Origin of the sequence: Tessaracoccus bendigoensis DSM 12906, assembly GCF_900141915.1 — a bacterium.
GTDB classification, from domain to species: Bacteria; Actinomycetota; Actinomycetes; order Propionibacteriales; family Propionibacteriaceae; genus Arachnia; species Arachnia bendigoensis.
The window spans coordinates 1-22,289 of the sequence record NZ_FQZG01000074.1; the positions used below are offsets into that span (position 1 = coordinate 1).

Below are 22,289 nucleotides of genomic sequence, written 5' to 3' on the forward strand. Positions count from 1 at the left end.
TGGTTTCGTCACGGTCCCCGGCGCTCCGCGCGGTGGGGACCGGCTCAACCAGCAGCGGGGACCAGCGCTCCGCGCGGAGGGGACCGGCTCAACCGACGCTCAACCCCGGCTCAACCAACCGCACAACCCCGGCCAACCGACGCGCGGTCCTCAGTCTCTGACCGCCGACGCCCGCAAGTCCTTGCGTAACTCCGGCGGCAGCGCGAACTGGAGTGTCTCCTCCGTCAACCGCTCCTCGACCGCGCCCGGGAATCCCCTCTCCTCAAGGAAGTGGAGCACCCCCTGCACCAGGTCGTCGGGAACTGAGGCGCCGCTCGTGACGCCGACGGTGTTGACGCCATCCAGCCAGGCAGGGTCGATCTCGTCAGCGTTGTCGACCCGGTAGGAAGCCTTGGCGCCCGCCTCCAACGCCACCTCGACAAGGCGCACCGAGTTGGACGAGTTCTGCGACCCGACCACGATCATCAGATCACAGCCAGCGCTCGCGATCTGCTTGACGGCCAACTGCCGGTTCTGCGTGGCGTAGCAGATGTCGTCGGACGGCGGATCCATCAACAGCGGGAACTTCTTCCGGAGCCGGTCAACGGTTTCCATGGTCTCATCCACCGACAACGTCGTCTGGCTGAGCCAGGCCAGATTCGTCCCTTCAGCAATCTCGAGCGACTCGACATCGTCTGGGGTCTGGACGAGCGTGGTGTGCTCGGGCGCCTCCCCCATGGTGCCCTCAACCTCTTCATGGCCCGCGTGCCCGATCAGAAGGATGCGGGTGTCATCCGCCGCAAACCTCTTGGCCTCGTGGTGCACCTTCGTGACGAGCGGGCAGGTCGCATCGATCGTCTTGAGTGAACGCTCGGCGGCCTCGGCATGTACCGCAGGCGAGACGCCGTGCGCCGAGAACACGACGGTGGCACCCTCGGGCACCGATTCGAGCTCATCAACGAAGACCGCCCCACGGGCCTCAAGCGTCTCGACGACGTGGCGGTTGTGCACGATCTGCTTGCGGACATAGACGGGGGGCCCGTAAAGATCGAGTGCTTTCTCAACCGTGACCACGGCGCGGTCGACACCCGCGCAGTATCCGCGTGGGGCTGCGACGACGACTCGTTTGGCGGGTTCGACGGGGGTGCTCATGTGGCCCGAGTCTACCGGGCTCTCCCACACCGCCCTAGCTGCCGAATCCGGCCAGCAGGGCCCCGACGGGACCGACCCGAGCCGCACCTGCAGACGATCCCACCCGTGTCCTGCCCCGGGGCTGGCTAACCTTGGGCGCATGGACACCCCGCAGCTGCACGCCGTCGGATTCGACGCCGACCGTTTCGAAGACATCATCCAGAAGGCTTTCGACGCCGGCGTACGAGGGGTCGACACCGCGCCCGGCTTCACCATGATCGGCTCCTATACCGACGGGAGTGGCGCAAGGTTGGCCTTCGTACAACGCGACGGGGAGGCCGTATCCACCACTGCGGGGCTGCGTTCCTCCACGACGTACCGGGCGCAGGTCGTCCGGTTCACCGACCTGCTCGCCAGAATCACGCTGTACGGCGCGGACGCCGAAGGCAGCCAGGTCGCCCAGTTCCTGGCCATGGTCGACGATCCGTTCGCCTACCCACAGCACGACCTCAGGGAACCCGACCAGTTCAGCGTCGTCCAGCGGCTGCAGGTGGCGGCTTTGGCGATCGATGTTGAGGTGTTCCCCAACGAGGCGGCCTTCCTGGCCTCCCCCACGTCCCGCGCCGGATCGCTCCAACTCGGCGTCGACACCCTCATGTCGCCCGGGCTCGTCGGCCTTCAGGCCGCGGCGATCAGCCTCAATGAAGCGACGCCGACCATGCTCATGGGCGTCACCGTGCAAGAGGTCGAACGTCGCACAAACATTCTGACCGGAGTCGAGTTCCAGTATGTGCTCGTCCACGGCGCCATCGAGCTGACCTGCGCTATTCCGCTGGACCACGAGGTCCGGCCGGGAGATGTGGTGTTCGGCACCTGGTACGGGACCTGCTCGTCGGGCACCTGGGACGAATAACCTCCCGGCCTACAGCGACCAGCCGTTGGTGGCCAAGCGCTCGACGACGACCGCGACGCCGAACTCGTTGTTGGTCAAGGTCACCTCGTCTGCGACTGCTGCCAACTCCGGCAGCGCGTTCCCCATGGCCACCCCGTGCCCCGCCCAGCCGATCATCTCCAAGTCGTTGTTGTTGTCCCCGAACGCGAGGACCTCGTCCTGGGCGATACCGAGCCTGGCACACAACTTCTGCAGCCCACTGGCCTTGTTGACGCCCTCAGCGGCGACCTCGACGAATGGGGCGCCAGACGTCGACACCTTGACTCCCGGCACGCCGAGACCTTCTGCAACCGCGCGCACCTCCTCAGGCGCGACGTCTGCCCCCCGGAGCACCAACTTCACCGACGGCTCCCCCAGCACCTCCTCCAGCGGATAGTGCTTGAGCACCTCCTCCCGGCCATGGTCGCCCGGGTCCATCATTCCGACGTAGCCCTCTTCCGGCCAGAAGGTCGCTCCGGCATCGCGGATGGACACGCAGGCCAGTTTCGGGTAGATCTGGCGCAGTTCGTGGAACAGCCGGGTTTGGGCCTCGACCTCGATCACGGTCTCGAACAGCACGTCATCGGTGGCCAGGTCGACGCCGACCGCGCCGTTGGCCCCGATCACGATGCCCTCAGCAAGCCAACTGCCGCTCAGCACTTCAGCGATGGAGAACGGCTGCCGACCCGAGGCCGGAACCACCGCCAAACCAGCGTCCCGGGCCGCGGTGAGGGCCTCCAGGGTGCGGGGATCGAGCAGGCGTGCCGAGTTGACGAGGGTGCCGTCCAGGTCTGTGGCGATAAGTCTTATCACGGTATCGACCCTACTGGCCTGCCACACCCGAAGGCAGCGGAAGGGAGTCAGGCTCGCTGGGAGGTTTCCTTCGCACGCCGCTTTCCCGATCTTGTCGGTGAGCCCCGGTAGGGTTTCGCGCATGGCCATGAACTCGTCGCGGGAGCAACCCCAACCCCTCGGGCGGGTCATCGGCGCAGTCAAGGACTGGGTCGGGCGACTGGGTGAGATCTGGGTCGACGCGCAGGTCGTCGAGATCAAACGTCGCAGCGGCGCCACCCAGTTCATGACCTTCCGCGACAGGGTCGCCAACATGTCGGTGCAGGTCACCGCCTCGGCCGTCGTGCTCGACTCGGCCGGTCCGTTGCCTGAAGGCTCCCGTGTGACGGCGCGGGTGCGGCCGAGGGTCTGGGACAAGGCGACGAGCCTCAGCTTCGAATGCCTCGAAATCCATGTCGCGGGTGAGGGCCAGTTGCTGCTGAGATTGGAGCAGTTGAAACGCAAGCTGCAGGCAGAGGGCCTGTTCGACGACCACCGCAAGCGCCGCCTCCCCCTGTTGCCCCGAGCCATCGGCCTGGTGACCGGCCGCGGCTCCGATGCTGAGCGTGACGTGTTAACCAACGTGGCACGCCGCTGGCCGAGCGCCATCTTCAGGGTGGAGCACGCCCTCGTACAGGGCATCGACTCGGCGGCCTCACTGATGACGGCGCTCGCGCGGCTCGACGCCGATCCCGAGGTCGACGTCATCATCCTGGCCCGCGGTGGCGGGTCCCTCGAAGATCTGCTCTCCTTCTCCGACGAGGGTCTGGTTCGGGCCGTCGCGGCTGCCAAGACGCCCGTCGTTACCGCCATCGGCCACGAACGCGACACCCCCATCGTCGACCTCGTGGCCGACCTCAGGGCATCCACCCCGACCGACGCAGCCAGGCGGGTCGTGCCCGACCATGTGGAGGAGTCGGCGGGGCTGGCGCTGGCGCGCACGCGACTCAACCGAGCTGTCGATGTGCTTCTCACCCGCGAAGAACACGCGATCTCCGCGCTCCGCTCCCGTCCGGTGATGCTCGACCCGACGTCGGCCTTCTCCGCACACTACGAGCGGCTGACGTTGTTCAGGCACCGGCTGGGATCAGCCGTCGAACACCGGCTACGCGCCGAGGAAGCCGACCTGCGTGCCGCCGTATCGTCGATCCGGGCGTTGTCGCCGAAACACACCCTCGAGCGTGGCTACGCGGTGCTCGTCGGCCCCGGCCACGAGTCGGTCTCAAGCATCGCGGACGCCTCGGTCGGCGAACGGATCCGCGCCTACCTTGCCGACGGAGAACTGACCCTCGATGTCGTCCAGACCAACCCAAAGGAGCAGCATGGCTGAGGAGCGGGAGCCGACCTACGAGGAGGCGCGCGACGAGTTGATGCAGGTCGTGGCCAAGCTCGAGTCGGGCGGGGTGTCCCTGGCCGACTCGATGGCGCTGTGGCAGCGCGGTGAGCAACTGGCCGCGTCCTGCCAGCGATTCCTCGACGGCGCCAGGGAGCAGGTCGCCCGCTCACGCAGCGCCACGGAGGACGACCCGGCCGACTGACGTCGGCGTCAGCCCTGGTCCAACTCCACCTGGGCGAGGGTGGCTGCGAAGGCTTCCAACTCAAGGAAATCGGTGTCGGCCGTCACGATCGAGGTCACGTTGTCGGTCTCGCTGACGAGGCTTCGCGTGCGTCCGTCACTGCTCTCGAACCGCTCCCAGGAGCGTCCGGCAGCATCCACCTCGCCCCCGACCGGTGCACCGTCACGGGTGACGGACGCGATGAACCGGGCCCCGCCGTCGTTTCGTTGTTGCACCCCGAAGTAGGTGCCGTCGGGCGAAAGGTAGCCCACCTGCCACGAATCCCCCACTGCCGGATCCTTGGTGATCCATGGCTGGCCGTCCTTGGCGAAGGCGACGCGTACCGGGGTCCAGTCGTCGCCCAGACCCTGCGCCACCAACAGCGGATACGGAGATTCGGCGCGCGCCCGCGTGAGGACGCCTGCGATGTCGGCCGCTTCCGGATCGTGATCGGTGGTCTGGGTGAAGAACCACACGATCAACAGCACCGGAACCATGATCACGGCCATGGAGATGAACATGTCACGCGCGGTGGATTTCCGGTTGTGTGCAGCCATGCCCGTCATCGTAACGGTCGGGGGCAACCCGGTCGAAAACCTCTCAGCGGCCGAATCGCCGCTCCCTCTGCGCGTACGAGCGAAGCGCGCGGACGAAATCGACCCGCCGGAAGTCCGGCCACAGCGCCTCACAGAAGTAGAACTCGCTGTGCGCCGACTGCCAGAGCAGGAATCCTGAGAGCCGCTGCTCCCCCGAGGTCCGGATGATGAGGTCCGGATCCGGTTGGCCCTTGGTATAGAGATGCTCGGAGATCTCCTCGATCTCCAGCGTCCTTGCGACGTCGTCGAGGCTAGCCCCTTCGGCGGCCCTTGACGCGAGGAGCGAGCGCACCGCATCGCGAAGCTCCTGGCGACCTCCGTAGGCGATCGCGACGTTGACGTGCATTCCGGCGACCCCAGCCGTGGCAGCCGATGACTCCCTCAGCGACTCGGCGATCGCGGGCGGGAGCAACTCGAGAGCCCCGACGGCCTGCACATGCCAACGCCCGGTCGCGGCCAGGTCGCTGACCAACTGGTTGATCACATCGAGCAGCGGTGCGAGTTCGTCGTCGTCGCTGCGTTTCAAGTTGTCGGTGCTCAGCACCCAGAGCGTGACGACCTGGATCTCTGCCTCATCGCACCATTCGACGAACTCCATGAGACGCTGCGCCCCGGCCCGGTAACCGGCAACCAGCGGCTGACCCGGCGCATTGAGCCGTGCCCATCTACGGTTGCCGTCCGCGAGCACGGCGATATGACGAGGGAGGCTCGCACGGTCGAGCGCGCCGAGCACTTGTCGCTCATAGGTCGCGTAAAGCCAGCGCGGAGGCCAGTACCGCTCGACGATTCGACTCCACCCGGACATGCCAGAAGCGTAGCGTGGGCTTGGATTCCCGTCTCCGAACGACTAACCTACGGTAGCGTAAGTTACGGAAGCGTAGGTATCTTGAAATGACTACAACCCTCCACCCGAACGGGGCCCCGATGCCCACCATCGACGAGCCGACCATCGTGCATGCGACGAAGCCGAGGCTGCGCGGCTGGCTGCATCTGGGCATGGCACCGGTCATGCTGATCGTCGGCATCGTGTTCACGATCTTCGCCCCCACCGTCGAGGGGCGGATCGGCTGCGGCATCTACACGCTCACCGCTGTGCAGCTGTTCGGCACCAGCGCGGCCTACCACCGTGGCAACTGGTCCCCGAAGGCGCTCGCGGTGTTCCGACGCCTCGACCACGCCAACATCTTCGTCTTCATCGCCGGCTCCTACACCCCGCTGACGCTGACGCTGCTGACCGGCACCTCACGCTGGAGCCTGCTGATCCTGATCTGGTCAATCGCCGTCCTCGGAGTCGCCTTCCGCATCGCCTGGCTAAGCGCGCCGCGCTGGCTCTACACGCTGCTCTACATCGCGATGGGCTGGGCCGCCGTCGGGTGGATGGGCCAGTTCTGGGCCACTGGCGGCGCGGCGGTCGTCGTCCTGCTAATCGCCGGCGGGGTGGTCTACTCGTTGGGCGCGGTGGCCTACGCCACGAAGAAGCCACAATTGTCGCTCAAGTGGTTCGGGTTCCACGAGGTCTTCCACTCCTGCACGATCATCGCCGCCGTGCTGCACGCCATCGCGATCGGGATCGCGGTCTTCTAGCAGAACCGAAACAGGCCTCGGTCGGGACGCTGCTTGGTTAACAACAAGTGACACCCGTGTGATTCCTGCCCTCGCGGACGCCCGACCCGGATATTGTCGATGCCATGGAGAGAGGCTCCATCTCAGCCAAACCGGTCCCCTGACCACGACTCGGGGGACGGGATTCAAGCACCGCCCCCGGTAGGGAGCAGTAGTGCCCACCACGTCTGAACACCTCGCCAGCCACGACACCGGGTCCGCCGATGCCACAATCCGAACCTACGTCGTCGACACCTCCGTCCTGCTTTCCGACCCGCGCGCCGTCCTCCGGTTCGCCGAGCACAACGTGATCCTGCCGATCGTCGTGATCACCGAACTGGAAGCCAAGCGACACCACCCGGAACTCGGGTACTTCGCCCGGTCAGCATTGCGCCTCCTGGACGACCTGAGGGTCGAGCACGGCAGGCTCGACACCCCGATCCCCATCAATGGCGAGGGTGGCAATCTCCGGGTCGAGCTCAACCACAGCAGCCAGGAGTCGCTCCCGCTCGGGTTCAGGCTCGGCGACAACGACTCCCGAATCCTCGCGGTGGCCCTGAACTACGCCAACGAGGGCAACAACGTCGTGCTGGTCTCGAAGGACCTGCCGCTGCGCGTCAAGGCCGCCGCCGTCGGCCTGACTGCCGAGGAGTATCGCAATGAGATACCGGTGCAGACCGGCTACACCGGCATGGCCGAGCTCAACGTGGGCAGCGAGGAGGTGTCTCGTTTCTACGAGAACGGTGAGATCGAGCTTGATCTGGCGTTGCCTGCCAACTCGGGTGTCGTCCTGCACGGCCCCTCCTCCGGTGCGCTCGGCAGGGCCGGTTCGGACGGCAGGGTTCATCTGGTCAGACAGGATCGCGAGGTTTTCGGCATCCGGGGAAGGTCCGCCGAACAGCGCGTCGCGCTCGACATCCTCACGGACCCTTCCGTCGGCATCGTCTCGCTCGGTGGACGAGCCGGCACCGGCAAATCCGCCTTGGCGCTGTGCGCGGGCCTTGAGGCGACCATGGAGCAGCGCAAGTTCTCGAAGGTGATGGTGTTCCGGCCCCTGTATCCGGTCGGCGGCCAGGACCTCGGCTACCTGCCCGGTTCCTCGGCGGAGAAGATGCAGCCCTGGGGTGAGGCCGTCTTCGACACCTTGTCGGCCGTCACGAACAAATACGTCATCGACGAACTCCTGGCTCAGGAGATGATCGAGGTGCTTCCGCTCACCCACATCAGGGGCAGGTCTCTACACGACGCCTTCGTGATCGTCGACGAGGCCCAGTCGCTTGAGCGCAACGTGTTGCTAACCGTGTTGTCGCGGATCGGCCAGAACTCCCGCGTCGTGCTCACCCACGACGTAGCCCAGCGGGACAACCTGCGCGTCGGGCGCCACGACGGCATCGTCGCGGTCGTCGAGAAACTGAAGGGCAATCCATTGTTCGCCCACGTGACCCTGACGCGTTCGGAGCGTTCGCCGATCGCGGCCCTCGTGACCGAGATGCTGGAGGAACTCTGAGCCGACCCTCCAACGACCGTGGGAGGACCTTTGGACACCGAACCTTCCGATCCTGTCGCCGCCTGCCCAGCGATCCGGGACCCCTGAGGAGATTGCCCGATGACAAGGCCAAACATCGTATTCATCATGGCGGACGACCACGCGGCTCATGCGATCTCCGCATACGGCAGCCGCGTCAACCACACCCCCAACATCGATCGGATCGCAGCCGAGGGCGCGACGCTCGACTCGGTGTACTGCACCAACTCGATCTGCACGCCTTCGAGGGCCTCCATCCTCACCGGCGCGTACAGCCACATCAACGGCGCCTGCTCGATCTACTCGGAGTTCGACTACCGGGTGCCGACGTTCGCAGAGGTGCTGCACGACGCGGGCTACCAGACGGCCCTGTTCGGCAAGTGGCATCTCGGCGTCACATCCAAGGCGACGCCGCGGGGCTTCGACCAGTGGAAGATCCTTCCAGGCCAGGGCGAGTACATCGATCCGGTCATGGTTGGCCCGGAAGGTGCGTCCCAGATCGAGGGCTACGCGACCGACATCATCACCGACCTCAGCGTCGACTTCCTGGAGGGCCTCGACCCCGGGCGACCCTTCGCCCTCCTCGTCCATCACAAGGCGCCGCACCGACCATGGGTCCCGCACCCGCGCCACGCCGACCTCTACCCCGCCGGGTCCATCCCGGAGCCCGCGGCGATGTGGGACGACCACGCGTCGATGAGCCAGGCGGTCCAGGGCGTCCGGATGAGGCTCGACGACCTGACCCTCACCGACGTTAAGGAGCCCGTCCCGGACAACCTCATGGGCGACGACCATTGGCGCGAACGGTCGAGCTGGAAGTACCAGCGCTTCATGCGCGACTACCTGCAGACCATCCAGGCGATAGACGACTCCGTCGGGGCGCTCCTCGACTGGCTCGATTCGCACGCCATGCGAGACGACACCGTCGTCATCTACACCTCCGACCAGGGCTTCTTCCTGGGCGACCACGGCTGGTTCGACAAGCGGTTGATGTTCGACGAATCGCTGACGATGCCGCTGCTCATCCGTTGGCCCCCCCGAGATCGCGGCTGGGTCGCACGTGGAGGCGATGATCACAAACATCGACTTCGCGGCAACGTTGCTCGACATGGCGGGCGAGGACATCGCGGCCCTTCCGGCCCAGCAGGGCACCAGCTTCCGGGCACTGCTGCGGGGTGAGGACGTCGCGGACTGGCGCCAATCGATGTACTACCGCTACTGGGAGCACGACGACCCGGAGCATCATGCGCCCGCCCACTACGGGTCCGGACAAAGACGCACAAGTTCATCCACTACTACAACGACGGGTTGGGCACGCCGGGCTCCTCCGGACGGATCATGCCCAGCGAATACGAGCTGTACGACCTGGCCAACGATCCGGCCGAGTTGCGAAACGTCGCCGACGACCCTACCTACGCCGACATCCGGGCCGACCTGGAGGCAGAGTTGGCCCGATTACAGGAGGAGTTCGGCGACCAGCCATACGTCGGCCCGGACACCCCCCGCCTCGACTGGCCGCTCTGAGGAACCTGATTCCTCAGACCCGCGACCACAGCGGGGACTTCAGCTCCGCGTAGTCGCTGACGGGGTCGAAGCAGACGGTGCCGCGACACACATAGGCCAGGCCATCGGCCCGTCCCTCGAGATGGGTCCCGAAGCCGACGGCGTCGGTCGGCGCGGTCAGGATCACGGACCCTGCCGGGGCGAGCCGCCAAGCGGCGCGCGACAGTTCTCCCAGCGGATCACCCGACACGACGACGGCGACCGCGGGCTTCAGCCCCCGCCTGGCCTCGTCCGAGATCATCAGGTCCGCCAGCGCCGAACCCGTGAACCTCGGCGTCTCGGCGACGCTCACCCACGTCGTCTTAGCCGCCTCGTCCGCGCGCGCCACAAGGTCCGCGCGCTCGGCCAGCAGCCCGGCAGTACGGAGGCCAGCGATCAGGGCGGAGGTACCACCAGGGGTGACGTTGTCGGTGACTGAGCGTGGCCGCTGGAACAGGCCGGTCTCGACGGCGTCGTAGAAGCCCCCGTCCGGATGCCGGAACACCTCAACCGCCCGGTCGGCGAGGCCCACGGCCCGCTGCAGCCACGTCGAGTCGCCGGTCGCGCCGGCGAGCAGCGTGAACGCCTCGATGACGGCGCCGTAGTCGTCGGCGCCACCCTCAGCCGCGTCGGCCTCCCCGTCACGTGAGGAACGGCGGAGTGCCCCGTCGACGACGTGTACCGAGGCGAGGTGGTCGGCTGCCCGCACCGCCAACTCCAGCCAGCCGGGCTCATTGAAGATCAGCGCACCCGAGACGAGCGAGGAAATCGTCCATCCGTTCCAAGCTGCGACGACCAGGTTGTCCGAGGCCGGGCGGAAGCGGTTTGCGCGTTCCTCCAGCAGCACACCGCACACCTCTTCGAGCTTCGCGAAATCGGGTCGACCGCGCAGCTGCAGCGTCGACAACCCGTCCTCGAAGGTGCCCCCACGGGTGACGTGGAACGTCTCGGCGGCCCAGTCGCCCAACTCCTTGCCCAACGCGTCGTCGAGCAGGTCGGGGTTCCACAGATAGAAGATGCCCTCATGCACGGCTCCGCGGATGTCGCAGGAGTCGGCGTCGAGCCCTGAGATGAAGGCGCGCTCCGGGGAGACCATCTCCCGCTCCAGCCATTCGACGATGCCGTAGGCCGTCCGCTCGTACAGCGCGCGCAGGCCTTCGTCGTGGTCGGCGGTGCGGCGCCAGCCCCTTACGTAGGCGCCCAACAGGAGTGCGTTGTCGTAGAGCATCTTTTCGAAGTGCGGGACGACCCAGCCCGGGTCGACAGAGTACCGGTGGAACCCTCCGCCGACCTGGTCGCAGATGCCGCCCCGGGCCATGGATTCGAGGCTGCGTTGCGCGATCTCGAGCGACCTGGGGTCGCCTTTGACGAGCAGCGCGTCCAGCAGCGTCGGGGCAGGGAACTTCGGCGCCTGCCCGAAGCCACCGTGGATCAGGTCGAAGCTCTTCTCCACCTCGTCGATCGCTTCGCGCAGATCGGGCGCGACCGAAGGCGGCTCGGTCGTTGCGGGAGCGAGGGTCGCGACGATGTAGTCGGCGGAGGCCCGCAGCTTGTCGCGGCGCGAATGCCACCCGTCTGCCATCGCCCCGAGGACCTGACGAAACGATGGCATGCCCGGTTGGGGCTCCGGGGGGAAGTAGGTTCCGGTGAAGAAGGGACGCCCTTCAGGGGTGAGGAACGCGGTCATCGGCCAGCCGCCGTTGCCGTTGTTCATCGCCTGGGTGGCGGTCATGAAGGCCGCGTCGACATCGGGAAGCTGCTGCCGGTCGACCTTGATCGGCACGAAATGCTCGTTGATATAGGCGGCGACTTCAGCGTCATCGAATGACTCGTGGCTCATCACGTGGCACCAGTGGCACGAGGCGTAGCCGATCGACAGCAGGATCGGCACATCGCGACGCGCCGCTTCGGCCAGCGCTTCCGGTGACCACGCCCACCAGTCGACGGCCTGATGGGCGTGCTGACGCAGATAGTCGCTCGACGATTCGGTGAGTTGGTTGACCATGGCGCACAGCCTAGCCAACCGGCGTGGAGCACCCGCGCGTCCCCTCCGCGGCGGAGACGGCGACCGGTTTCCGTCTGTGGGGCACACTGGAAGACATGACGGAGCTCGGCACGCCTAAGAAGAAGTCGCTGTTCACGCAGGCCCTCATCGTCGTCGGTGGCCTGTTGGCGTTCATGTGGGCCCTCGAGGGCCTCGACGCTGTCACCCTGAACGCCCTAGACAGCTTCGGGATCGAGCCGCGCATACTGGGCGACCTGCCGAACATCCTGTGGGCGCCTCTTCTGCACTTCGGCTGGCCACACCTGATCTCCAACTCCATCCCGTTTCTGGTGCTCGGGGTCATGATCTACCTGTCGGGACCGTCGAAATGGGTCATCGCCACCGCGCTCTCCACGGTCACTTCCGGTCTCATGGCCTGGCTTCTCGCGCCGATCGGCAGCATCACGGCCGGTGCCTCCGGGGTGATCTTCGGGTATCTGACCTACCTGCTGGCCCGCGGCATCTTCTCACGCAAACTCGGCCAGATCGTCATCGCAGTGGTGGTCTTCGCGATCTACGGCTCGGTGCTCTGGGGCGTGTTCCCGACGGCCGTGGGAGTCAGCTGGCAGGCACATCTCGGAGGCGCGATCGGCGGCGTCTTCGCAGCCTGGCTGGTCTACGGTCTGGATCGTCGGCGCACGCCGCAGCGGATGGCCTACTGACGGCACACGAGCCGGTTCAGATCATGAACTCCGGCACCAACGGCTCGGGCCGCAGGCCCGCGAAAAGGTCGTCCTCCGGGATCATCGTCGGCACGAGCGACCTGACGAGCTGGTAGTCCTCCGTCGGCCAACCGGCCTGCTGGATCGCCAAGGGGACCGCGAACCAAGGCCCGTCCGGATCGATCTGTGTCGCGTGGGCCCGAAGCGCCTCGTCACGCACGGGAAAATACTCGGCGCACTCGACGAAGGTGGTGAGTCGACCATACGAGTACGGATCTTCGTCGCGGTGGGCGACGGTGCAATCCAGACCCTGCTCGTGCATCGCGAGCTCGAGTTGCTCGAACCGCCGTCGATGAAAACTCATGTGGTAGTAGAGCTTGGCCGCCTGCCACGCGGGCCCGTGCTCGGGCCACAGGTGAGGGTCGGCCGCCGCCTTGAATGCCTCGACTGTGATGCGGTTGCACATCACGTGGTCTGGGTGCGGGTAGCCGCCCTGCTCGTCGTAGGTGGTGACCACGTGCGGGCGGAACTGACGGATCACCGCCACCAGCCGACCCGCGGCGATGACCGGATCCTCGAGGCCGAAGCAACCCTCGGGTAGCGGCGGCGCGGGCTCCCCCTCCGGCATCCCGGAGTCGACGAACCCGAGCCACACCTGGCTGACGCCGAGGATCGCGCGCGCCTTCGCCATTTCCGCCGCCCTGATGGACGCGATGTTGGCCAGCACCGCCGGGTCGTCGGCCAGCTTTGGGTTCAGCACCGACCCGCGCTCCCCACCCGTACAGGTCGCCACAAGCACCTCGACCCCCTCGGCGACGTACTTTGCGGTGGTTGCGGCGCCCTTGCTCGACTCGTCGTCTGGATGGGCGTGGACGTGCAGCAACCGCAGCTGGGTGGGCGGCAATCCGGGCATGGACGCTATCTTGCCGCAGTCCCGCCACCGCCGGGTGTCCGCGTCTCAGGGCACAATGGGGAGCGTGACTGAAGCCGAAGCCCGAATCGCCGCCCGCTACCCCAAGCGTTCACCGCTCGACTACGTGCTCGGGATAGGCGCGACTCTGGCATTGGTTGGGGCCATCGCACTGGTCCTCATCAACGGGCTTGAGCGCGCGAACCCACCCGTTGCGGCGATGGTGCGGGGTTTCCAGGTGATCAGCCCGACCGAGATGATCGCCGAGGTCGTCGTCCAGCGCAGCGACCCGTCCGTCACCGTCGAATGCGGCCTCTACGCGCAGGCGGAGTCATACGAGAAGGTGGCAGAACGGTCCTTCACGGTCGGGCCGGGCACCGAGAAGTTGACGACGGTGAAGGTCGAGGTGAGGACGGTCAAGGAGGCAACCACCGTCGTCATGGAGGAACCGGCCTGCGTTTTGAAGGGCTGATAGGGTGTTCGGATGTCCGAAACTTCTGCCGACGTTGTGTGGCTCACGCAGGAGGCCTACGACAAGCTCGAGGCCGAACTGAATGAGCTGAAAACCGTGGGTCGCCCCAATGTGAGCGCCCGAATCGCTGCTGCCCGCGAGGAGGGCGATCTCTCAGAAAACGGCGGCTATCATGCCGCCCGAGAGGAACAGGGCCAGATGGAGGGTCGAATCCGCCAACTGGAAGACCTGCTGCGCCGGGCCAAGGTGGGCCAGGCGGAGGGCGCCAGCGACGAGGTCGCCCCAGGAAAGCTGGTGACGGTCGCCTACGACGGCGACGATGACGACACGGACACGTTCCTGTTGGGTTCCCGCGAGGTACTGGCGACCGACAATTCGGTCGAACACTCCGTGTATTCGCCCCAGTCCCCGCTAGGGGCGGCGGTCCTCGGCGCCAAGGTCGGCAGCGAGGTGCGCTACACCGCACCCAACGGCAAGGAACTGATGGTCGTCGTCGTCAAGGTCGACGCGCTTTAGTAGCCGACCCAAAGGGCTCAGGCGAAGACGATGAGCGCCTCGAACTCGAGCGGCTCATCGCCGATGTTCAGGATCGAATGGCTGTGCCCGGGGGCGACCTCAGTGACGTCCCCGGGCCCCACCTCCCACGATTGGTCGTCCATGAGGTAGCGGCCGCGCCCCGCTGTGATCACGTAGTACTCCGACTCTTCGACGTGCTGGTGCATGCCGACCGAGCCGCCGACAGGGACGCTCAGATGAGCGAAGAGACGCCCCTTGCCGTTGAGCTTTTCGGCGGGGACGTGATGCCTGAAGGTGATGATCGTGTCGCCGCCACCGGCGGCGCGTTCCTCGACCTGTTGCTCTTCAAGACGGTAGACAGCCATTTGGGCTCCTAGTTCGGTGTTTGTTCCACCCCGAGCCTAGTAGAGCGTCTCTCCCAAATGGTCGGTGGCGACCACTTGGGAGAGACCGATGGTCAGCTGCCCAACAACAGCGCAGCGTCCTCCGCGCTGAGTTCGCCCCTGGCCACCCTCGCCAGGATCTGATCCTCAACCGACCCAGGTTCGGCGTCGCCCTCGCCGTGGTCGGAACGTTCACCGTCCATCGGCGAAGGCTCCGACTGTTCGCCATCCAGCCCGAGTTTGCGGAGCACGGCATCCAACCGTGCACGGGCCGTCGGGTAGGACACCTGAAGGTGCTTCTCGACCTCGCGCAGGTTGCCACGCGAGGACAGGAACACCTTCAACAGAGCCAGGTCCGCCTGGCCCAGGCTGCAGAACTCGCAGCTTGCGAACTCCCCCGCCAGTTCAGTCCCACAGTGCAGGCAGCCCTTCCTGGTGATGATCAGGGAGTCGCCGCAGACCGGGCATTCCGACGGTGCATGGTACAGGTCTCGTGCCGCCATCGAACTCACTCCTCCACCTTGACGCTCGCCATGCCCATGACGACCGCTAGATCCAATCGCGCCGACCCGTTGCCGACCACGTACTCATCGACATGCTCACCACCGTCGGGCCAGCCGATGCGCCCCAGCTTCGCCTCGCCGCGGATGGTGACGTTGGCCCCCTTGGCGAGGCTCACAGTGAGGCTTCCGGACTCCACCTTCAACCTCGAGCGCCCGAGGCTGATCGGCCCTTCGACGGAGATCCCGCCCGCCTGGCTGAGGAGGTCTTCGACCTCCTGTACATCCTCAAGCGTCGAGGCACCCGCGGTGACCCGGATCCGCCCGAGACGAGGAACGCCGATCGTGCGGAGTCCGCCGGTGGTGACCTCGGCGTCGACGATCAAGGACGGGTTCACTCGGATGATCAGTTCCTTGCCAAGACCGATGTCGCGAAGATCGTCCCAGTTCCTCGGGGGTCGGATCAGCGAGAAGCCGCCGATGCTGGGGCCGATCTCGCCGGTGGAACTGACCTCCATCACGGTACCGACGCGCCGCAACACGTGCGGGCCCTCGATCGTCAGGGTGGAGACACTCTGGTCGCCCTCGATCCTCACCCGCCTCCCGACGGCAGTGACCGAGATCCGCGCCAGGCCACCAGCCTTCGGCCCGCCCCTTCTGGTCGTGTCTGCGGGGGTCTCCCCCACCGTCTCGGCCTGTTCGGCCGCGCGTTTGGCCGCCTCTATCCGGCGACTCGCTTCCTGGGCATCGATGCGCCCAGCGGCCAGATCGTCGAGGATCTGGCCAAGATCAACTTTGCTCATACCAAAATGATAACTCTTCTTTCCATATTCGAAAGCTCGGTTGGCATGTTCTCTTCTTTTCAGTGGAGGGCCACCCGTGGAAAGGTTGGGGCATGCGTCATCGCCTTTCCGAACTCGTAGCCCCCGACTGGGCCGAAGCCCTCGCCCCGGTCGAGGCGAACATCGCCGACATGGGCGACTTTCTCCGCGAGGAGGCGACGGTCGGCCACAGCTACCTGCCCGCCGGACGCCACGTGCTGCGCGCCTTCACACTGCCGCTGGCCGACGTCAGAGTGCTCGTGCTCGGGCAGGACCCGTATCCCACGCCGGGCCATGCCGTCGGACTGTCGTTCTCCGTGTCACCGGAGGTGCGGCCGTTGCCTGGTTCGCTGCGCAACATCTACAAGGAGTTGGAATCAGACCTCGGGATACGCCCTGCGCCCGACGGTGATCTGACCGGCTGGTTCGAACAGGGTGTCCTGCTGCTGAACCGGGTGCTGACCGTCAGGCCCGGGGCACCCGCCTCACACAGGGGACGGGGGTGGGAAGCGGTCACCGCATGCGCGGTCGAGGCGCTCGCCCGGCGAGGCGGCCCCCTCGTGGCGATTCTCTGGGGGCGCGATGCGCAGACCGCCGCCCCGCTCCTGGGCGGGGTGCCGATCATCGCCAGCGCACACCCGTCGCCACTGTCCGCCCGAAACGGCTTCTTCGGTTCGCGTCCCTTCAGCACGGCCAACCGGCTACTCGCCGAACAGGGTGGAGATCCGATCGACTGGGACCTCCGCCGCCGGATGGCAGAATAGGCCCATGCCTTACCTCCCCAAGTCACAGCCGGTCCCGGAGCCCGACCCAGAGCCCGTTGCCGCGCCGGACGAGACGGCACCAACGAAGCGGGGCATCTCGACGCCACGCAAATCGATCTGGATGATCGGAATCGGGGTGGGCCTCTACCTCATCATCTCCGGGATCTGGCAGGCCTTCTTCTGACATACTTTTCCCCTGCCGGGTAGCGTTGCGGCATGGAGATCGACGTCCTTTCGTGGCTCCGAAGCCGCATCAGCACCCCAACGATGGTCCACCCGGATGAGGCACTCCCCGGCAGGCCCGATCCGATAATCCGGAGGATGCCCGTCCACGAAGTGCTTGGCCTTCCCCTCGACGAGGTCCCGGAAGGCGCCGAGGTCGCCTACTTCGCGCTGGGTTGTTACTGGGGCGAAGAGAAGATGTTCTGGCAGACCCCGGGAGTCCTGAACACCGCCGTCGGGTTCATGGGCGGATTCACCCCGAACCCCACCTACGCAGAATGCTGCAGCGGCCGAACGGGACACACGGAGACCGTCCAGGTGGTCTTCGATCCTGCACGGATCAGCTATCAGCGGCTCCTCAAACTGTTCTGGGAGAACCACGACCCGACCCAGCTCAACCGGCAGGGCAACGATTCGGGCACGCAGTACCGCTCGGCGTTGTTCCCGGTCAACGAGGCCCAGCGGATCGCCGCGGAGGAGAGCCTCACCGGGTTCCAGAAGTCCCTGACCAGGCGCGGATACGGCACTGTCACCACCGAAATCAGCGTGGGCCAACGGTTCTACTACGCCGAGGTCGAACACCAGCAGTACCTGCACAAGAATCCGGACGGCTACTGCCCGAGCCACGCCACCGGGGTGAAGTGCGGGCCCGAGGTGTGACGCCACGCTCGGGCCCGTGTCTGGGAGGCGCCGGAGGTTGTCGTTGGCCAGTCGCTGAACCGCGCCGTCGCATTGTCGTCGCCCGACCCAGTGCATAGATTGTGCCCATGGCGTTCTGGTCCAGGTTCACAGGAGATGAGATCCGGCGTCTCGTGATCGACGCCAACGACGGCATGATCGTGGGCGCCGGCATCATGGAGGGCCTCTCCTTGGCCGACCAGCCGGAGGGCGTCGCCATCACGGCCGCGCTGGCGGCGCTCTTCTCGGGGGCGTTCTCGGTCGCAGGTGCCAACTACTCGGAGATCTCGACAGACAAGGACTCTGTGGACGCCTTCCTAGCCGAGGAACGTCGCCTACGTGTCCTCTCGCCCGAACAGGAACGGGCCGAGCTGACCCAGATCTACGTCGACAAGGGCCTAACCCCCGAGCTGGCCCGGCAGGTCGCCGAACAACTCCCCGCACAGGAAGCCCTAGCCGATCACGCGGTCGAGGAGTTGGGCATCTCCCCTGACGCGGTCGAACAGTTCCCGGCGCTCGCAGCGCTGCTGTCCGGGTTGGCGTTCGCGCTCGGTTCCCTGATCCCCATCATCGCAATGCTGGTGACCCCCGACGAGTGGAATCAGGCGGTGCTCGTGACGTCGGTCCTCGGAGGGGTGTCGCTCACCTCATGGATCGCCGCCCGCTCCTCACGGATGAACACCTGGCGAACGGTGCGGCGCACCCTGCTGTTCGCTGCCGCGGCCATGCTCGTGTCCGCCGCGGTCGGGGTACTCGCCTAAGCGCCGGTTGAGCCGCCCGTCGAGGGCCGGTTGAGCCGCTATGCGAGGAACGAACGAGGCTGGGCGTTACCACCTGGCACACGGTGCAGCATCCTGCCCCAGCATCTTGGAAAGGTACCCAGAACGTCACGATGGTTTCGACACGGGCGTTCGCTGGCGCTCACGGCCCGGCTCAACCGACAGCGAGCCCGGGCCGCGCACGCCCTGTCTAGCCCTCTGACCGCCCACACGGTGCATAGATCTCTGCATGCGTGGAGGCGGTCGCCCTATAGCCCTCCCTCGACGTATAGAGAGATCTGTGCACACCACAAGACCTGGAGGCAACGGTGACGGAGTTCCCCAGCCGGTCACGAGTTGGTTTCGTCACGGGCCGTTCGTTCCTCACGGCCCGGCTCAACCAACGGCGAACCCCCTTCAACCAACAGCGGGTCCGGCTCAACCAACAGCGGGTCCGGCTCAACCGACAGCGGGGCCTTCCCTCTTAGAGCCCGAGCTCCTCCAAGCCCACCGCGAACCGGTACTCGAGCCCCGCCTCAGCGACGCGCTCAGCGGCCCCGGTTCCGCGGTCGACGATCACCGCGACCGCCACCACCTCGCCGCCGGCCTCGCGCACCGCCTCAACCGCGGTCAGGGCAGACCCTCCCGTCGTCGAGGTGTCCTCTACGACCAGCACGCGGCGCCCGGTCACGTTGGCGCCCTCGATTCGACGCTGCAACCCGTGTCCCTTGGCTTCCTTGCGCACCACGAACGCGTCGAGTCGCCCCCCGTCCGCCGCGCGGGCGTGCAGCATGGCGGTCGCCACCGGGTCGGCGCCCAGGGTCAGGCCACCCACAGCGTCGAAGTCCAGGTCAGCGACCAGTTCGTTCATGACCCGCCCGACCAACGGTGAGGCGACCCCGTCGAGGGTGACCCGCCTCAGATCTACGTAGTAGTTGGCCTCTTTACCGGAGGCCAGCACCACCTTGCCGTGTACCACGGCCTGGTTCTTGATAGCGTGGATCAGATCCTGACGATCGGTCATAGTGTCTTCAACTCCGTCTTCTCCAAGACCCCGAACCCGACCGAACGGTCAGGGGACCGGAAGAAGTCCTGGCAGGTGGTCAATGTGATGAGCGCCTCGGTCGGCGCTTTGCCTGGCTGGCCCGGCACCGGGTCCAGCACCCAGGATTCGGTGTCCTGGACAGTCAACTTCGACGGGGGGTCCGTGATGACGTAGGTGTAGATGGCCGTCTGTGTCTCGATTATGACCTCATCGCCAACTTCGAGATCCAGCAGATCCCTGAACGGTTCACCATGTGTGACGCGATGGCCGGCGAGCGCGAAATTGCCGATCTGGCCGGGTAACGCACTGGTGGGGAACCAGCCGACGCTGTGGTCGAGGTCCGAGAGGCTGATGCCGGAGACGATCGGCCATTCATAGTCCGGCCCGAGAGCCGGAATCCGGATGAGCCATGCGGTGCTACTCGCAGGCGGTTCGGCCTCGGTCTGTGGCACGCCCCCCGTCTGCACAGGATCGCCCGCCGTCCACTCCTGGCGGAGCCCGACGACCTGGTCGTCGGCGGCCCGCTTGGAGACGTAGGTGGTGCCGAAGAACTCCCAGCCGACGTATCCCAGGTAGCCGAGACCCAGCGTGAGCATCAGCACACCCAGAACTGTCAGGAGCCTGCTACCCCATCCCCGCGGTGCGCCTTTGCGGCCCACACGAGCCCGGTCGTCGACGACGCCACCTCCCTGGGCAGGTCTCGACGTGGGGTCGTTCATGGCCCCCATTGTGGCCGAACACCGGGCGGTTCGCATCCCACGGAGGCGAACCTATCCTCGCTGGACACGCACCGACCTGACCCGCCCCGGAGCGGTGGGCCCCTTCAACCAGGCGATCAGGGCGTCAAGGGCCGCGACGTCGCCGATGGCGACGACCCTCACAGAGCCGTCATCCAGGTTCTCTGCCCCGCCCGCAAGCCCAAGATCCGCCAGCTTATTTCGGGTGCCCCACCTGAAGCCGACGCCCTGAACCTGGCCCGAGACGACGGCTGTGATCCTGTCCATCTCACCCTCCCTGTCGGACGTCCGAGCCGGTTTCCCCGACCCGTCTGCTCCTCTTGGAGCGCCATGGCTAAAGGATAGGTGGAGTTCATCGGGTTGCACCCACCTCTGAAGGCATCGGCGAGCATTGCCACCCCTAGCCACCACATTGCCGAATCCGGCATCGCGCCCCGGCCCGATCCATCCCTCACTTCGGGACCAACCTCGACTCCACCTAGACTTGGGCCGCATGAGAACCTGGACGATCGCAGTGGCCTGCGCGCTGCTGCTGTCGTCCTGCTCCCCCACCGGCTCGGGAGAGGGAATCACGGCACAGCCGACCATCTCGTCCTCGCCGTCGGTCTCCAGCGTCGCTCCCACCACCACCCCGGTGCCGGAAGAGCAGTTCCCGATCTCCTACCCGATCACGAACAGCCTCATCTCGGGGGATGCCGCCGACGTCGTCGCCCGACTACACGAGGTGGCTGGCAATCAACCGGCCCTCAAGGTGGATCTGACCTCCAAACAGGCGACGCTGACCGCGCTACTGCCCGATGATCGTGTGGCCAGCTACCGGTGGGAGAATGGGGAGATTACTGAGGTCGATTCCGACATCCAGTACCTCGGCCAGGCAACCTTCGACCCTGCCGAATACCCCCTCGCCTCCCTCGGACGAATGTTCGACATCGCCGACCTGCGGGGTGTGCGGGGCGAGTTGGTCCTCCAGATCGTCGAGTACCGGGCCGGGCAGATCATCATGACAGTCACCTCGCGTCCGGAGTCCCGGACGGTGTTCTTCAGGAAGGACGGCACCGCGGTCGCGAGTCTCGGCCTGACGAGCGTCGCCGACCTGACCGAGGGGATCGGCGATGTTGTCGGCGACTCAACCGAGGCCTACTCTGTCACCGTCAGTCCGACGGCGGGTTATTCCGCCGACCTCCCGGACGACGAACAGGGGGTCGTGCTGAACCGCACCCGCCCAACCGACATGCCGACCTTCGAGACACGACGGAGTGGGCTGCCGAGCGGTGGCACCTTCGATCCGGCCCTCATCAAACCGGAGGCCCTCGCCAAGGCCATCGCCCGGACACAGAACACACCATCGGAGCAGTGCTCCGTGACCATCGACATGACTCAGAACCGTTCCGCACCGGTCGCACGGATCCAATGCGGGTCGTCGACGTCCTACGCCGACATGGACGGTCGCGACATGACCGATCTGATCGGCTGACACCCCATGGCTTCCAACCCGGCGCTGATCGCGCTCGCCGCCTCCGGCCTGACCCACACGGTGACGAGGCACGCGCACGTCGGCTCACTGGAAGAGGCGGCAAGGCTGCGGGGGGTCGAGCCACGCGACATCGTCAAGACCATGGTCGTGCGGCGCGCGGCTGACGACCATGTGCTGGTTCTGGTTCCCGGCGACCGCAGCATCTCATGGCCGAAGCTGCGTGCGCTGTTGGGGGTCAGCCGGCTCTCGATGCCCGACGCCAACGAGGCGAAGAGGGTGACGGGATTCGAGCGCGGCACCATCACACCCTTCGGCACGATCACTCCCCTGCCTGTCGTGGCGGATGAACGCATCGCCGGGAGACAGGTCTCGATCGGCGCGGGGGCGCACGGCGTAGCGGCGACGTTGGACGGGGAGGCGCTCCTGTCGCACCTCGATGCCACCGTCGCCGACGTGACGGAGGCCGACAGCCGCACCCGAACGTAGCGACTCGACTGCGCATCGGTTGAGCCGCCTGGTGAGGAACGAACGAGGCGTGGGCGTTACCACCCTGCGCGCCGTGCAGCATCCTGACCACAGGTCCTTGGGAAAGTCCCCGGGCAAGGTCACG

Annotated in this window: 27 protein-coding genes and 1 pseudogene; 16 read left to right on the forward strand and 12 right to left on the reverse strand. The window is 66.3% G+C overall.

From position 1 onward, the window contains the following. Positions 1–150: 150 nt before the first annotated feature. Complete coding sequence (locus BUC15_RS15620) at positions 151–1,131, reverse strand: 4-hydroxy-3-methylbut-2-enyl diphosphate reductase (RefSeq protein WP_073190018.1); 981 nt, start codon at positions 1,129–1,131, stop codon at positions 151–153. Between the two features lie 139 nt (positions 1,132–1,270). On the opposite strand from BUC15_RS15620, the gene BUC15_RS15625 reads away from it, so the two are divergent. Beyond that, positions 1,271–2,023, forward strand: a complete 753-nt coding sequence (locus tag BUC15_RS15625; protein WP_073190020.1) for a hypothetical protein — start codon at positions 1,271–1,273, stop codon at positions 2,021–2,023. A 9-nt stretch (positions 2,024–2,032) separates the two neighbouring features. Here the strand turns inward: BUC15_RS15625 and BUC15_RS15630 are convergent, their stop codons facing one another. Then, positions 2,033–2,854 (reverse strand): Cof-type HAD-IIB family hydrolase, encoded by an 822-nt coding sequence (locus tag BUC15_RS15630; RefSeq protein ID WP_175558370.1) that lies wholly within the window; start codon positions 2,852–2,854, stop codon positions 2,033–2,035. A gap of 121 nt (positions 2,855–2,975) precedes the next feature. Between BUC15_RS15630 and xseA the strand changes: the two genes are divergently transcribed. Beyond that, a complete protein-coding gene (xseA, locus tag BUC15_RS15635; RefSeq protein ID WP_073190023.1) occupies positions 2,976–4,202 on the forward strand; it encodes an exodeoxyribonuclease VII large subunit in 1,227 nt (408 codons plus the stop codon). Next, positions 4,195–4,410, forward strand: coding sequence for an exodeoxyribonuclease VII small subunit (locus BUC15_RS15640; RefSeq protein WP_139280312.1), 216 nt, complete (start codon positions 4,195–4,197; stop codon positions 4,408–4,410). Before xseA ends, BUC15_RS15640 begins: the two co-directional genes overlap by 8 nt. An 8-nt stretch (positions 4,411–4,418) precedes the next feature. Here the strand turns inward: BUC15_RS15640 and BUC15_RS15645 are convergent, their stop codons facing one another. Both BUC15_RS15645 and BUC15_RS15650 read right to left on the reverse strand, forming a co-directional pair. Then, positions 4,419–4,985 (reverse strand): DUF4245 domain-containing protein, encoded by a 567-nt coding sequence (locus BUC15_RS15645; RefSeq protein WP_175558371.1) that lies wholly within the window; start codon positions 4,983–4,985, stop codon positions 4,419–4,421. A gap of 43 nt (positions 4,986–5,028) precedes the next feature. Further along, positions 5,029–5,829: an isoprenyl transferase gene (locus BUC15_RS15650; protein WP_073190029.1), complete on the reverse strand. Its 801-nt coding sequence runs from the start codon at positions 5,827–5,829 to the stop codon at positions 5,029–5,031. Positions 5,830–5,948: 119 nt separating this feature from the next. Between BUC15_RS15650 and trhA the strand changes: the two genes are divergently transcribed. The 4 genes and pseudogenes from trhA to BUC15_RS20850 all read left to right on the forward strand — a co-directional run bounded on the left by trhA (position 5,949) and on the right by BUC15_RS20850 (position 9,675). Continuing rightward, positions 5,949–6,608 (forward strand): PAQR family membrane homeostasis protein TrhA, encoded by a 660-nt coding sequence (gene trhA / locus BUC15_RS15655; RefSeq protein WP_073190031.1) that lies wholly within the window; start codon positions 5,949–5,951, stop codon positions 6,606–6,608. Between the two features lie 193 nt (positions 6,609–6,801). Continuing rightward, complete coding sequence (gene phoH2, locus BUC15_RS15660; RefSeq protein ID WP_073190033.1) at positions 6,802–8,133, forward strand: RNA 5'-3' helicase PhoH2; 1,332 nt, start codon at positions 6,802–6,804, stop codon at positions 8,131–8,133. 99 nt (positions 8,134–8,232) lie between these two features. Next, positions 8,233–9,330, forward strand: coding sequence for a sulfatase-like hydrolase/transferase (locus tag BUC15_RS15665; RefSeq protein WP_217652271.1), 1,098 nt, complete (start codon positions 8,233–8,235; stop codon positions 9,328–9,330). Further along, positions 9,221–9,675, forward strand: a pseudogene (locus tag BUC15_RS20850) (sulfatase/phosphatase domain-containing protein). Before BUC15_RS15665 ends, BUC15_RS20850 begins: the two are co-directional and overlap by 110 nt. A gap of 13 nt (positions 9,676–9,688) precedes the next feature. Here the strand turns inward: BUC15_RS20850 and BUC15_RS15670 are convergent. Then, the gene (locus BUC15_RS15670; RefSeq protein WP_073190035.1) at positions 9,689–11,698 is read right to left on the reverse strand and encodes a thioredoxin domain-containing protein; all 2,010 of its coding nucleotides are present in this window, start codon (positions 11,696–11,698) and stop codon (positions 9,689–9,691) included. A 95-nt stretch (positions 11,699–11,793) separates the two neighbouring features. Here BUC15_RS15670 and BUC15_RS15675 point away from each other — a divergent pair, with 95 nt between their 5' ends. Continuing rightward, the gene (locus BUC15_RS15675) at positions 11,794–12,399 is read left to right on the forward strand and encodes a rhomboid family intramembrane serine protease (protein ID WP_073190071.1); all 606 of its coding nucleotides are present in this window, start codon (positions 11,794–11,796) and stop codon (positions 12,397–12,399) included. A gap of 16 nt (positions 12,400–12,415) precedes the next feature. Here BUC15_RS15675 and mca read toward each other — a convergent pair whose 3' ends face one another. Next, positions 12,416–13,312: a mycothiol conjugate amidase Mca gene (gene mca / locus BUC15_RS15680; protein ID WP_073190037.1), complete on the reverse strand. Its 897-nt coding sequence runs from the start codon at positions 13,310–13,312 to the stop codon at positions 12,416–12,418. A gap of 64 nt (positions 13,313–13,376) precedes the next feature. Between mca and BUC15_RS15685 the strand changes: the two genes are divergently transcribed. Beyond that, positions 13,377–13,781 (forward strand): DUF4307 domain-containing protein, encoded by a 405-nt coding sequence (locus BUC15_RS15685; protein ID WP_175558372.1) that lies wholly within the window; start codon positions 13,377–13,379, stop codon positions 13,779–13,781. A 12-nt stretch (positions 13,782–13,793) separates the two neighbouring features. After that, the gene (gene greA / locus BUC15_RS15690) at positions 13,794–14,297 is read left to right on the forward strand and encodes a transcription elongation factor GreA (RefSeq protein WP_073190041.1); all 504 of its coding nucleotides are present in this window, start codon (positions 13,794–13,796) and stop codon (positions 14,295–14,297) included. A gap of 17 nt (positions 14,298–14,314) precedes the next feature. Here greA and BUC15_RS15695 read toward each other — a convergent pair whose 3' ends face one another. From BUC15_RS15695 to BUC15_RS15705, 3 genes are all read right to left on the reverse strand, one after another. Next, entirely contained in the window at positions 14,315–14,662 is a 348-nt protein-coding gene (locus tag BUC15_RS15695; RefSeq protein WP_073190043.1) for a cupin domain-containing protein, read from the reverse strand. 92 nt (positions 14,663–14,754) lie between these two features. Continuing rightward, entirely contained in the window at positions 14,755–15,183 is a 429-nt protein-coding gene (locus tag BUC15_RS15700) for a DUF2089 domain-containing protein (RefSeq protein WP_073190045.1), read from the reverse strand. A 5-nt stretch (positions 15,184–15,188) separates the two neighbouring features. Beyond that, positions 15,189–15,983, reverse strand: coding sequence for a hypothetical protein (locus tag BUC15_RS15705; protein WP_073190047.1), 795 nt, complete (start codon positions 15,981–15,983; stop codon positions 15,189–15,191). Positions 15,984–16,075: 92 nt separating this feature from the next. Between BUC15_RS15705 and BUC15_RS15710 the strand changes: the two genes are divergently transcribed. The 4 genes from BUC15_RS15710 to BUC15_RS15725 all read left to right on the forward strand — a co-directional run bounded on the left by BUC15_RS15710 (position 16,076) and on the right by BUC15_RS15725 (position 18,426). Continuing rightward, positions 16,076–16,765 carry a uracil-DNA glycosylase gene (locus tag BUC15_RS15710; protein WP_073190050.1) on the forward strand — a complete coding sequence of 230 codons (690 nt, stop codon included), beginning with the start codon at positions 16,076–16,078 and terminating at the stop codon, positions 16,763–16,765. Between the two features lie 4 nt (positions 16,766–16,769). Continuing rightward, on the forward strand, positions 16,770–16,949 hold the full coding sequence (locus BUC15_RS15715; protein WP_073190052.1) for a hypothetical protein: 180 nt from the start codon (positions 16,770–16,772) through the stop codon (positions 16,947–16,949). 32 nt (positions 16,950–16,981) lie between these two features. Further along, positions 16,982–17,647: a peptide-methionine (S)-S-oxide reductase MsrA gene (msrA, locus tag BUC15_RS15720; RefSeq protein WP_073190054.1), complete on the forward strand. Its 666-nt coding sequence runs from the start codon at positions 16,982–16,984 to the stop codon at positions 17,645–17,647. A gap of 107 nt (positions 17,648–17,754) precedes the next feature. Then, entirely contained in the window at positions 17,755–18,426 is a 672-nt protein-coding gene (locus tag BUC15_RS15725) for a VIT1/CCC1 transporter family protein (protein ID WP_073190056.1), read from the forward strand. Between the two features lie 481 nt (positions 18,427–18,907). Here BUC15_RS15725 and pyrE read toward each other — a convergent pair whose 3' ends face one another. The 3 genes from pyrE to BUC15_RS15740 are packed head-to-tail and all read right to left on the reverse strand — an operon-like array spanning position 18,908 to position 20,472. Then, positions 18,908–19,447 carry an orotate phosphoribosyltransferase gene (gene pyrE, locus BUC15_RS15730; RefSeq protein ID WP_073190059.1) on the reverse strand — a complete coding sequence of 180 codons (540 nt, stop codon included), beginning with the start codon at positions 19,445–19,447 and terminating at the stop codon, positions 18,908–18,910. Next, the gene (locus BUC15_RS15735) at positions 19,444–20,187 is read right to left on the reverse strand and encodes a class E sortase (RefSeq protein WP_084189663.1); all 744 of its coding nucleotides are present in this window, start codon (positions 20,185–20,187) and stop codon (positions 19,444–19,446) included. The genes pyrE and BUC15_RS15735 overlap by 4 nt, the downstream gene beginning before the upstream one ends. Positions 20,188–20,238: 51 nt before the next feature. Further along, a complete protein-coding gene (locus BUC15_RS15740) occupies positions 20,239–20,472 on the reverse strand; it encodes an acylphosphatase (protein ID WP_073190061.1) in 234 nt (77 codons plus the stop codon). A gap of 226 nt (positions 20,473–20,698) precedes the next feature. On the opposite strand from BUC15_RS15740, the gene BUC15_RS15745 reads away from it, so the two are divergent. Together BUC15_RS15745 and BUC15_RS15750 are read left to right on the forward strand one after the other, a co-directional pair. Continuing rightward, a complete protein-coding gene (locus BUC15_RS15745; RefSeq protein ID WP_073190063.1) occupies positions 20,699–21,679 on the forward strand; it encodes a hypothetical protein in 981 nt (326 codons plus the stop codon). 6 nt (positions 21,680–21,685) lie between these two features. Beyond that, positions 21,686–22,165: an aminoacyl-tRNA deacylase gene (locus tag BUC15_RS15750; RefSeq protein ID WP_073190066.1), complete on the forward strand. Its 480-nt coding sequence runs from the start codon at positions 21,686–21,688 to the stop codon at positions 22,163–22,165. Positions 22,166–22,289 lie beyond the last annotated feature (124 nt).